Genomic DNA, 11,957 nt, shown 5'->3' with positions numbered 1-11,957 from the left:
TAGAGATGTTGAAGTAAAAAAGTTGGGTTCAACGAAATTTGCAAAATAAAAACCCCTCGGCTATAGAGGGGAAAAGCTCTATTTATTACGGTATAAAGTAAATCATCACCTTTTATACATTTTTCCTCCGCCAACAATGATTGGTTTGAAGTCTTGGTCAAAGATCTGCCCATCGATTGGTCCATTGATAGTACTTGGATTATTTGTAATTACATTATTAGTACCATAACTCCCACCAATGCTTAAATTATACTTTCTGTTGGCGTCCATTCCATTAATAACAGTTTGACCAACGTTGACTGCTGCATTGGGTTGCGGAGAGTTTACAAATAGAATTCCTATTTTTATAATTGAAGGCAAGCTTTTTATCCTCCTATCTTGCTCTGTCTTAACAAATAATAAGGAACTATTTATTCAAGCTATTACTAATATGTATATAAATTCTGGACAAGTTCTGTCAGGGGCAAACATCATTAATAAGGATAAAATCAACGTTTTTCCTAAGAAATGCAATAACCCCCACTCACTCGACCCTACGCTGAAACAGGGTCATATAAGGATATTGCGTTTCTATCGGGAATGAAAAAGCCATTAGAGCTGTAGGGAGTGCAAATGGAAAAAACAAGTTAAGTATTGTCATTCCTTTTCACAGAGTAATAGGTTCAAATGGGAAATTAACCGGTTATACAGGAGGTCTGTGGAGAAAGGAATGGCTGCTTCAACATGGAGATCTTTTAAAAAGGAACATAAGTAGAGGTTATGAACTTTAAAGCACCTCATTTAGATACGTTGAGGTGAACCGTATCATAAGTAAATGAGGTTTTCCCTTTTCTTGAATTTAATTAAATATATTTCGACAATACAGCAAACCTGTTAAAATATCTATGCAATGTAAAAAAACGTCTAACCATAGGTGGACAGTTGCTTGCTTTTTGTACCGTATTTATATGGTGCCTGACACCGATTCTTATTTATTTGTGTGAAACTAGCTTTGATTGACAAGCTAGTTTTTTTGTTGATTATTAAACAGAAATTTAAGCATCAGGGTAAGTAATTGTTCTTTTTTCCTAATTGAATAATATTTTAGGTTAAAGGAAATTTCTGTTCATCCACTGATTTTTGAAAAGGACGAGGTGATGTAGAGTTGAATGGAAATGCTAGAATAACTGTTTCACCTAAGGTTTGGACTCCCAAACAAATCGAAGAAGCATGGGAATTAAAACAAAAACTAGGTACAAATGCTATGTATATCTCTGGAGGAACATGGGTTCAGCTTCGTTGGGAATTAGGGGAGGCTGTGCCTAACCATATAATTCATTTGGGAAGAATTGAAGATTTGCCAAAGGTGAAGATGTCTTCCGATCATACATTAAACATTAGTGCTTTCGCTTCCTTAGCAGCTTGCCGAAGCAGCCCAGATATTCACAGATACTGGCCCATATTAGCAGAAGCAGCTAGAAATGTGGGTTCACCAGCGGTACGCAATCAAGGTACCATTGGTGGGAACATAGCCTGTGGTTATGGAGACCTTATTCCTGCCCTTTTGGTGTTGGATGCCAAGATTACTTCGTTTGATGGAAAACAGTATATAACCGACGAGTTAATAAATTTCTTAAATCAGAATCCCTCGGACAAAATAGTAACCGAAATTCACTTACAAAAATCCTCTAATTTCTCTAATAAAACTTTTTATAAAAAAATAGGCCGACGTGAAGCCTTTACACTTTCCCTTTTGACTGTAGCTGGTGCTCTCTTAGTGAACGACAAAAATGAAGTTGAACAAGCTCGTCTTGCGGTTGGGGGCGGAGACATGGTCCCTAAACGTTTATTAATTTGTGAAGGCCAATTAAAAGGAAAAGTTCTAACTGAAGAATTATGTCAAAGAGCACATGCACAAATATTACAAGAATTTCAGCCTCATACTGACCGCTATACTTCCTCTCAATATCGAAAATTAATAGCTGCCAACCTTTTAATTGCCGGTTTAACAGATTCATTATATTAAGGGGGGATTGCCTTGTATCTCAATCGTGATTCAACTGGTGAAAACTGGCGTGTTAGACCTGACGGAGTAGAAAAGGTAACAGGGGCTCTAAAGTATCTCACAGATTTATCGTTTCCAAATATGTTGTTTGGAAAAATTTTGCGCAGTCAATATCCCCATGCAAGGATCAAATCCATCCATATAGACGAAGCCAAAAAACTAAAGGGTGTCCATGGAGTTTTAACTTATAAGGACATACCAGGGCTAAATGGGTTTGGAATACTCGAACCGGACCAGCCCGTTTTTTGTTATGATAAGGTTCGGTTTATAGGCGATGCTGTCGCGGCTGTTGCTGCAGAATCAAAAGAGATAGCAGAGAAAGCCTTACAGTTAATTAAGGTTGAGTATGAAGTTCTACCCGTTATCGATGATCCCGAGCAATCGATACTATCATCAGCTCTCAACATTCACGAAAAGGGAAATATCCTTCATCGATCCTCCTTTAAAAAAGGAAATATAGAAGAAGGCTTTAATAATTGTGAGATCATTATTGAAGAAACGTATGATACTTCAAGGCAGATCCATGCTTATATGGAAACTGAAGGCGGAGTGGTTGTTCCTAATAAGGATGGTGGAATTACCGTTTATATGGGAACGCAGCATGGATACTTTGATCGTTTTCAGCTTTCACGAATTCTTAATATGAAAGAAAATAAAATACGGGTTGTTTCGAGTCCGATGGGCGGGTCATTTGGTGGAAAAGATGAATTAAATGTTCAGCCATATGGGGCATTACTGGCACTTTATACAGGATTGCCTGTAAAAATCCATCAAAATCGGAACGAGTCGATACGAGCAGGACTCAAGCGTCATCCGATGCGTATTACCATGAAAACAGGAGCAGATAGAAAAGGAAATATTTTCGCGCATAAAGTCTATATTATCGCTGATACTGGAGCTTATGCGACGTTAGGACAGCCAATATTGGAGAATGCAGTTGAAAACGCTGTTGGACCATATCGGATTCCGAACATTGATATTGAAGGAGTATCTGTCTATACAAATAATGGTATATCCGGAGAGTTTAGAGGTTTTGGAAGCAATCAAGCAGTTTTTGCACTCGAAGGGCAGCTTGATCGATTAGCAGAAAAACTTAACATGGATCCGATTGAGTTACGTGAAAAAAATATTAGGTCTATGGACGATTGTGGACCACTTGATCAAACAATCATACCATCTGATGGAGCAAAAGAGACGTTGAATGCCATTAAACAATCTAACATTTTGCGAATGACAAAGGTTGGATCTGATAAATGGAAACGTAGGGGTGTGGGTATTGCTATTACGATGCTCGGCTCCGGTTTAGGCAGCGGGATACCTGATCCAGGAGCAGGACGTCTTTCAATCGGCAAAGATGGTAAAATCATAGGTGCGTTTGGTGGCGAAGAGGTAGGGCAGGGGATTTTATCTGTCATTGAAACATTACTAATGAATGCCTTCAATTGTGGAAGTGATGATCTAAAAGTCGTGATTGGTGACACGGATCTAGTTCCCCATTCTGGTTCGACAACGGCTTCTCGGGCAACGACGATGATATGGCTAGCCATTGAAAAGATGAAAGAATCATTTCAAAGCCACATTCTGCAGCATGTATCACAATTGATGGGTGTTCCGAAACATCAGATGTATTTAGGTCCAGGTGGAATATGGAGTGATTCACGGCTTGTTCTTTCTTATAGCGATTTAGGAAATCAATTAAATGAACCTATAGAGGTATTAGTTGAATTCCCATATCCACAATCAAATGATGTTAAACAAAAAGGGCGTTACCTTTTTTCTTTTGCTGCAGTTGCGGCAGGAGTTGAAGTAGATTTACTAACTGGGAAAGTTATGGTTCTTGGATTAGACCAGGCGATCGCTGCAGGTCCGGTCATTAGTCCAATGGGTTATCTTGGCCAAATTGAGGGTAGTGGAGTGATGTCGATTGGTTTCTCACTTATGGAAGACTGCCAAATGGAAAAAGGAGAGTACACGACAGAGAATTTTGACACTTACTTAATTCCTACCATTTGTGATATTCCACCTGAAATGAATGTGTATGCAATTGAAACATTACAGCCTGGAGATTCATTCGGTCCAAAGGGGATTGGAGAAATTGGAACGGTAGCTGTTGCCCCTGCGATCGTAAAAGCAATTCATGATGCAATCGGTTATTGGTGTAATCGAATTCCTGTTTCACGTGAGGAAATTTTACAAGCAGTGGAAAAGGAGAGAGGAAAATGGATATGAACATTGAGGTTCAGTTTAAAGTAAATCATCAACATGTAAAGCTTCATATTCCTCCATTGTGCAGTCTGAATGATATTCTTCGGGATAACCTTAGTTTGACAGGAACAAAAGTTTCTTGCGGTATCGGCCGCTGCGGAGCTTGTACAGTTTTAATGAATGGCCAAATAGTGAATTCTTGTTTATTAAGGGCTTTCCAATTAAATGGGGTAGAAATCTTAACGATTGAAGGGCTTGGGGAAGAAAATCTCGATCCGATTCAGAGGGCTTTTATCGAGGAAGGCGGCTTCCAATGCGGATATTGTACTCCTGGGATGATTTTAGCTATAAAAGCACTTTTAGAAAAGCATCCACATCCAACACAAGAACAAATACTAGAAGGACTGTCCGGTAACCTATGTCGCTGTACAGGATATGGTGGAATTCTTCGAGCAGTCAACTCAATTTAGGGTTTCTTAAAGATTCTATAAATGATTATTCTTGAACTATTCAAAACCGGTAAATAAAGGATTTGTGTTGGATTAGCACTGCCACTTATAGTGATCGTATTTTATTTACTTACGTAATATGTCGTTAGTGAACTGCAAGACCTACTTCCTATTTCTACATAAAACGTGCAGATTGGAATTAAAGACTGAAGTATTTTGGACTATTACATGAATTTCCCGAATATCATATGTATGTCTGATAAGGCTTTATCAAATCGTACCTACTAAACCAAAATTGCTAAACCTCATTTCGATACATAACGCTGAACCGTATCATAAGTAAATGCGGTTTTTGCAAAAAAGTAACAGCACCCTCTAATTTGATGGAGAGGTGCTGTTTTGTTGTTTTAATGCCAAGATTAACATTTGCTGCATGAATGGTTGTTTTTGCTCTTGCGATGAATTTAATTTTTTTGCTCAATCAGGATATTCTTATCCAAATGAAGAAAAAGAATGACCAAATACTAAAAAACGGCTGAATTCGTTCACTTGCACTTTTGCTTACTTTAATATTCTCCTTTAATTACAAAAAAGGATCCCCGAATTGTTCCAGCTAGTTTAGACTTCTGCCTAGCAAACTTAAACTTCATTTCTAACTCCGTTGGTACCTCCATCCCCTCAGAAAGCTTAAAACCAACAGCCCGCTTCTTAGGGTCATCAACCGTATACATAACGTTGATCACAAGACCATCCTCATAAATGACGTAGGCAAATTTGATATTTTCCACTTGAAAACGCGACGTTTCTAAAGGTTTGGCCGCAAACTCAATATCACGTTCTTCTTTCAAAATTCGGTTCACATAATCAAGGGTCTCTTGGCTTTCGCTAGCTGGTACAACCGTAAATTCATGCTTGTATTTGTTCATAAAGTAACGGGCTTCATTAGCACGTAAACCAGCAAGCGCTTCTACTACAGGTGAAGACTCTAAACCAACCGTAGACACATTTTTAAAATCAACGATAGTGGACAATTCCATCCCTCCTTTAATCTCTTTATTTCCTAACAACAGGAATCCACATTTCACCAAATACTAAGCCGTTTCGCTGCCCCATCTCAACCGTTGTATTTGGCCCACCAACATAGGCAAAATTCTTTGCTTCTGGCAAGACTTGACCAAAGGCAATGCCAGCAAGCTTATTACTCAACTCATCAGCCGTATTCCCTTCCCCTTTAACAACTAGGTATTCCCCCTTAGGGAATTGGATAACTCTAGATTCTTCTGGTACCGATGCATCTGTCATGACGCCAGCATAATGCATCATCTTGTTATTCACCGCTTCGTTCACAGCAAAAATGTAGTCATTTGTGGCTATGGCTTTTAAAGTGTCAAGCCTTCCATCTTGTTTGACGGCCCACCAAAAGTCTGCCTTTTCCTTGTTTATGCCAACATAGTCTGTGTAATCGCTCCTAAGCTCAGTTCCAATACCTAAAACGGTAAAGCTGTCTTTTTCTTCTAGTGTATAATTTGCCATATTCAAAACCTTCCTCTTTTTTAAATTTATCAAATGATTTGTCTTTTCACTTGATGAGTTTATAATAGCCTTAAATCATGTCAAAAAATGATACTGTTTAGGAGGTCCCGATGAAAAAAGTTGAACGGATTAATATCATCATGCGGTATATCAACAACCGCGCCCACTTTACAATTTCTGAAATCATGCAAGAATTTAACATCTCTCGTTCGACAGCTATTAGAGATATCAGAGAAATTGAAGCCATGGGGATGCCACTTGTCGCTGAAGTTGGAAGGGATGGGGGTTATTTTGTCATGAACAACTCTGTCCTGCCCACTGTTCGTTTTACCGATAATGAGATTAAAGCACTTTTTATTGCCTTTATGGCCACAAGAAATCAACAACTTCCTTATCTAAAGAGTCGTCAGTCTTTAGCTGAAAAATTACTAGGCCTCATCTCAGAAAACCAGCAAGAGGACCTTGTACTTTTAAATCAAATCTTGCTTTTTGGAGGGACCAACCCCAATAATCCCGACCTACTTGATCTGTCAGACCTACCCCATCCAATGTTAGAAAAACTCATCCAATTCCTTCTTTTGGATAGCTATTTATTGATTAGCATCAAAGAGGAGAAGGTAATAAAGTCTTATCCAATTTATCTCTTGCACCTTTATCATGAAAAAGGCATTTGGATGATTGAAGGCTTTGACTTAGAGGATGAAAAGAGGCAGATTTTCCCTGTCGACAATCTCACCAATGTCAAACCATACCCTACGAAAAAAAGATTGAGTAAGAAAAAGATTTTAGAAAAACTAAGTAAGCAGGAAGAAGTAATTAACCTTGTCCTTGAACTTGGTCCAAATGCGATTGCCCAGTTCAAAAAATACCATCCTTTAAAAGTTTCAATTTCCTATACGAATCCTTACCAAACCACAGCCATTCTAAAGACTTTTATCAATGTTAATAATCCCGAAGAATTGACCGAAATAACAAATTGGGTACTTTTCCTAGGTGGGGATATCAAGGTCAGGGAAGTGCCAGAAGAAGTCTTAGAAGGTTTAAAAGAGAGATTATGCTTATTCTGCCCATAAGCAGTGCTAGTTAAAACCCAAATAACACTAAGCATTGTTAGAACACTTATTTGAGCGACTGCATCTGCAATATGAGTATAGTGAATTTTTGTTTTAAGTCTATTGGATTAAATTTAATAAAAATTAGAATTAAGGAATTAGCACTGATCTTTTCATGATGGAGTCCTTTTTATTTGTTATTTATTACAATATTAATTCCGATTACTTTAACTTTAATTCATAAGTAACTAAATAATAGGGTAATTAAAGGGATATACAAATATTGGTAAAACAAAGTATACTAAAAATAGAATTAATAAATTTGATCAGGGGTGATTTACATATTTGGGGGAATTATAAAAAGGATACTTATATCATTATTAACAAATCCAATATTAATAATTGGATACTGGATTTTTTGTTATGAGTTAGCTTCATTATGTATGTATGGAAGAATGAATAATAATATTTATATTTTATTATTTTGTATAGTATTTTTAATATCTATCATTACATTCACTACAATTAGAATTATAACAGATAAAGAACGTGAATTTAAAAAATTACCTAATTTAAAGGCATGGAAATATATTTCTATTTTAATTATTGTTGCAATAACATCATTTTATGGAGTAGAGATTTATAAAAGTGCAACAAATTATGGCGGCAAACTCGCATGGTTTATAGAAAGATTAAAAAATGAAAGATCAGTTAAATTTGAACATAACAACATATATGAATTTGGAGTAGAAGGTATTTTTGAAGATATAAATAAGGAACATCCTTTGCCAAAGAAATTATATATGGCAAGTGATTTTGACCTTACATTTAATTCAGATGGAATAATTACAGCATTTGATACATTTGTTTATGGGAAAAATGCTCACGGGAAAGAGGAAACTTATTTAATAGCTTATGATAAGAAAAAGTCACAAGATATTACAATAATACGAAATGGATATGCAAATCCAGATTATGATGATGATAAACTAGTAGAACCTCTAATTAAAACGGTTAATGCTATTCCAGTTAAGCAAACAGTTAGTAAGTGGAATGAAAGTAAGTATGGATTAGTTTATTATGGAAAAAGAAATTGGGGATACAATACAGAGGGAATTATTAATATTAATGAGGATGGTAAGGAGCATAATCTTGAAAAATCAACTTCTGAAATCATAGGATATACTGTATCTATATTTGTCCCTGGAAAAGAGAAAGAGGTAGTACCTGCTAGATATAACTTAATAGGTGACCCAAATTGGAGTAAAGCAAATACAAATCCAAATCAAAAGAGTTCTAAAGAGAAGCAACAAGATTTAACGAATAGCAAGGAACAGTTTTACCTATCAAAAGAAGTTGGTTATAAACTAAATATTACTGATAAAGCACTAGGAAGTACGTTTTATTCATTAAGCAAGACCATTGATGGGGGTAAAACATGGGAGGTTATAAATAATGATCCATTCAATGGAACAATTGGTAGTGCATCAGGAATAACTTTTCTAAATGATAAACTTGGATTTTTAGTAGCAGTCAGACCTTCTGGTACTGAGGGCGAGTTATATCGTACAGATGATGGGGGCATATCTTTTAAAAAGGTAAATTATACACCCCGTGAAGTAAAATTAGATAGTGGACAGTCTATAAGTCCTTTTGATTCTCCAGGTATGCCTTATGAGAAAGATGGAGTATTTAATATGTTAGTTGGGCAAGGATCAGATGGAGATTATAATGGTAATAGTAGTGCACTTTATCAATCAAAAGATAAAGGGGAAACATGGGAGTATGTGAAAGAGGTTAAAAGTAGTTAGTATTATTTAATAAACAATAATATCTAAAAAATATAATAATACCGTTGATACTTATAGTGTAAGACCTTTAATTGATAAATAGCTAATGGACATAGGATGGTAGCCAATGGCAGCTTTTTTTATACGAACGGTTCAGTTGAAGCAGGAGGGGGAAATTCTCACCCTTTTAAATTCATATTTGACACAAAAATCAAGGTAATTATTTATTGTTCAAGTTACGGTCTATTTCTTATAACTTGATATCGGTTTTTAAGGCAATATATTGGGCAGAGACTATTTAAGTCTCTGTCTTTTTTTATGGTCTGAAACCAGCTAAGTCTGACGTCTGATATAAAAATCGTTCTTTGGCACAATTATGAATCTTTAGAAAAAAGGTAATATGGAATCAAGATAAAAACAAATACCCTGCGGGGGTACCACGAGATTTTGCGGTAATACCCAAAAAGAGTACGGTATTTATCATGTTCAAACTAAATACAATGTGAGAGTAGTTCACAAGCGTAGTCAATAACCAAATATCCACATTTTGGAAAGTGGAAAATATGATTTTTGTTCAGAATGTATCAAACATTTATTCATTGGAGTCGGGAAATTCTTGTCGCGTTAAAGAATAACAACATTCAAATCTGGAAAGGCGAATTAAGGGGGAATATAAAATGAAAAAGTTAGTAGTACGTTTAGCTGTTTATGTATTGATTTTCGCCGTGTTTGTCGGAGGGGTGGGCTACCTCGGATTTGTTCGTTCTGATAATGATTTTTTCAAGAATGTCCGCCATGAGCCCGTTCCTTCTCTACATGGTGTTAAACCACCAAAGTATGATCCTAATAAACCTACAGTAGCAGTTCTATTAGCGAATGTAGACACAGAGGTATTTGATTTTATGATTCCCTATGATTTGTTATCTAGAACAAACGCTTTTAATGTATTTGCAGTTGCCCCAGACAAAAACGTAAAGACGTTATCGGGCGGACTGGATGTAGTACCGCATTACTCTTATAAAGAATTAGATAAATTATTAGGCAAAAGTCCCGACATTATCGTGGTTCCTTACATGCCGATATATGATGAAAAGAAATATCAACCCACTCGGGAATGGATTCAACAACATTCCAGCAGTAAAACCACTATCTTGAGCATTTGCAGTGGATCAGAGAATCTTGCCGATGCAGGGTTATTAAAAGGAAAATCAGCCACCACACACTGGCAAGGTATTTCTTTACTAAGCAAGCAATATCCTGACACTCATTGGAAAGAAGATGTGAGGTATGTCCATGAAGGAAACATTTTAACTTCAGCGGGTCAAACTGCAGGTATCGATGCTGTGCTATATTTGATAGCTCAAAAACTCGGAGAACCCATGTCTAAAAAAATATCGAATGAAATCAGTTATCCTTCTTACCACTTCGTTCAAAACCCAAAAGTAGAACCTATTCAAAAGGACATATATTTTGTAACTTTTTTATTGAATCTTTCCTTCAAGTGGAATAAGACAAAGGCAGGTGTACTACTTTATAACGACATGGATGAAATCGCATTATCTTCTATATTTGATACTTACGCAGCAACAGGAACGACAAAAGTCTTGACCGTTTCGAATTCGGATGCACCCATTGCTACAAAAAATCACCTTAATATAGTGGCTAGGCATCAAATTTCGAATGCTCCAAGATTGGATAAAATGATCATACCAGGTGGAAACGCAAAATCCCTAGCTGCAGCCGACGTAAAACTTTGGAGTGAAAAGGGTAATGCTAAAGAGACCCTCCTTATTCATAGTGATTCACCAAACAGATATGCATTCGAAGAACCATTGGAAGACTTAGCTAAACAAGAAGACCTTTTAACTGCCAAGCATGCTGTAAAACGATTTGAATATCGTGCGAATGGTATCCATCTTGAGGGCAAACCATTTCCTCTTGAAACTTACGACAATGTACTTCTAATCGGATTACTAGCTTTATTGGTAACTTTCTTTATTGTCCAATTAAAAAAAGCCAGTCATGGACCGGCTGACCATAATTCAAACTAGTCCGCAAGCCCCCGCCTTCAGGCGGAGGGATAGGGCATTTTTTATCAAAAGTAGTTGTTTAGATTTAGTTATATGGTATAATTTAACTATGAAAAGTTATATGAAGTATAAGTCAAATAACAATGTTGTTTATTCCTGCAAGTATCATGTAGTTTGGTGTCCAAAGTATCGGAGAAATGTTTTAGTGGAAGGAGTAGATGAAAGACTCAAATCTATTCTTTTTGAAGTAGCCAATGGGGTGAAAGCGGAGATTATCGAATTAGAAGTCATGCCCGACCATGTTCACCTTTTAGTCGAGGTAGACCCTCAATTTGGTATCAACAAATTGGTTCGCCATTTAAAAGGGGTTTCTTCCCGTATTCTTCGTAAAGAATTTCCTTGGCTAAAAAGCCGTATTCCTTCTCTTTGGACAAACAGTTATTTTGTTTCCACCGTTGGTGGAACTACTTTGGATGTAGTGAAACAATATATTGAAAATCAGAAAGGAGTATAAAAGGATATGTCAGAAGAAGAAAAACGAGAATCCACCCCTACTTTTACCGCTACGATTCGCTTAAAAACCCTTCCTAAACAAGTAAAACATCTTCTGAAGCTATCCAATTGTGCAAGGCAATTGTATAATGCTTGTTTAGGAGAAGGGATAAAACGACTTCACCGCCTTCAACACACTACCCTCTACCGAAAAACAGTTCAACTCCCTAAAACTAAGAAGTTTAAAACACAGCGTTCTTCTCAATTTAAATTTTTAAATGAAACCTTTGGATTTAAAGATTCGGCTATACAATCTTTTGGAATTAAAACGAAGAATGATTCAAAGTTTATAGTCGAACATC

General features: G+C 36.5%; 11 protein-coding genes and 2 pseudogenes. 9 read left to right on the top strand and 4 right to left on the bottom strand.

Annotation, left to right across the window (positions count from 1 at the left end; all coding sequences use genetic code 11):
• Positions 1-105: 105 nt before the first annotated feature.
• Positions 106-360: a hypothetical protein gene (locus tag BN1082_RS23875; RefSeq protein ID WP_090639228.1), complete on the bottom strand. Its 255-nt coding sequence runs from the start codon at positions 358-360 to the stop codon at positions 106-108.
• 174 nt (positions 361-534) lie between these two features.
• On the opposite strand from BN1082_RS23875, the pseudogene BN1082_RS23870 reads away from it, so the two are divergent.
• The 4 genes and pseudogenes from BN1082_RS23870 to BN1082_RS23855 all read left to right on the top strand — a co-directional run.
• A pseudogene (locus tag BN1082_RS23870) lies at positions 535-770 on the top strand (methylated-DNA--[protein]-cysteine S-methyltransferase); the annotation flags it as partial.
• 374 nt (positions 771-1,144) lie between these two features.
• On the top strand, positions 1,145-2,005 hold the full coding sequence (locus BN1082_RS23865) for an FAD binding domain-containing protein (RefSeq protein ID WP_090639226.1): 861 nt from the start codon (positions 1,145-1,147) through the stop codon (positions 2,003-2,005).
• 12 nt (positions 2,006-2,017) lie between these two features.
• Positions 2,018-4,273 (top strand): xanthine dehydrogenase subunit D, encoded by a 2,256-nt coding sequence (gene pucD / locus BN1082_RS23860; protein WP_090639223.1) that lies wholly within the window; start codon positions 2,018-2,020, stop codon positions 4,271-4,273.
• Entirely contained in the window at positions 4,264-4,719 is a 456-nt protein-coding gene (locus BN1082_RS23855; RefSeq protein WP_090639221.1) for a (2Fe-2S)-binding protein, read from the top strand. Before pucD ends, BN1082_RS23855 begins: the two co-directional genes overlap by 10 nt.
• A 277-nt stretch (positions 4,720-4,996) precedes the next feature.
• Here the strand turns inward: BN1082_RS23855 and BN1082_RS23850 are convergent, their stop codons facing one another.
• The 3 genes from BN1082_RS23850 to BN1082_RS23840 form a co-directional block, all read right to left on the bottom strand.
• The gene (locus tag BN1082_RS23850) at positions 4,997-5,179 is read right to left on the bottom strand and encodes a hypothetical protein (RefSeq protein ID WP_090639219.1); all 183 of its coding nucleotides are present in this window, start codon (positions 5,177-5,179) and stop codon (positions 4,997-4,999) included.
• Positions 5,180-5,264: 85 nt separating this feature from the next.
• Positions 5,265-5,729 carry a phage tail protein gene (locus BN1082_RS23845; protein ID WP_218055180.1) on the bottom strand — a complete coding sequence of 155 codons (465 nt, stop codon included), beginning with the start codon at positions 5,727-5,729 and terminating at the stop codon, positions 5,265-5,267.
• Between the two features lie 22 nt (positions 5,730-5,751).
• The gene (locus BN1082_RS23840) at positions 5,752-6,231 is read right to left on the bottom strand and encodes a GyrI-like domain-containing protein (protein ID WP_141650911.1); all 480 of its coding nucleotides are present in this window, start codon (positions 6,229-6,231) and stop codon (positions 5,752-5,754) included.
• 110 nt (positions 6,232-6,341) lie between these two features.
• On the opposite strand from BN1082_RS23840, the gene BN1082_RS23835 reads away from it, so the two are divergent.
• The 5 genes and pseudogenes from BN1082_RS23835 to BN1082_RS23815 all read left to right on the top strand — a co-directional run.
• A complete protein-coding gene (locus tag BN1082_RS23835) occupies positions 6,342-7,304 on the top strand; it encodes a helix-turn-helix transcriptional regulator (protein ID WP_090639212.1) in 963 nt (320 codons plus the stop codon).
• A gap of 335 nt (positions 7,305-7,639) precedes the next feature.
• Positions 7,640-9,094: a WD40/YVTN/BNR-like repeat-containing protein gene (locus BN1082_RS23830; RefSeq protein WP_141650920.1), complete on the top strand. Its 1,455-nt coding sequence runs from the start codon at positions 7,640-7,642 to the stop codon at positions 9,092-9,094.
• A gap of 656 nt (positions 9,095-9,750) precedes the next feature.
• Positions 9,751-11,124, top strand: a complete 1,374-nt coding sequence (locus BN1082_RS23825) for a DJ-1/PfpI family protein (protein WP_090639207.1) — start codon at positions 9,751-9,753, stop codon at positions 11,122-11,124.
• A gap of 100 nt (positions 11,125-11,224) precedes the next feature.
• A complete protein-coding gene (gene tnpA / locus BN1082_RS23820) occupies positions 11,225-11,617 on the top strand; it encodes an IS200/IS605 family transposase (protein WP_090639809.1) in 393 nt (130 codons plus the stop codon).
• 6 nt (positions 11,618-11,623) lie between these two features.
• Positions 11,624-11,957 (top strand): annotated as a pseudogene (locus tag BN1082_RS23815) (hypothetical protein); the annotation flags it as partial.

The organism is Neobacillus massiliamazoniensis (assembly GCF_001048695.1).
Classification (GTDB): Bacteria; Bacillota; Bacilli; order Bacillales; family Cytobacillaceae; genus Neobacillus; species Neobacillus massiliamazoniensis.
Note: the sequence above shows the minus strand (reverse complement) of the source record. Positions and strands in the feature narration are given on the sequence as shown.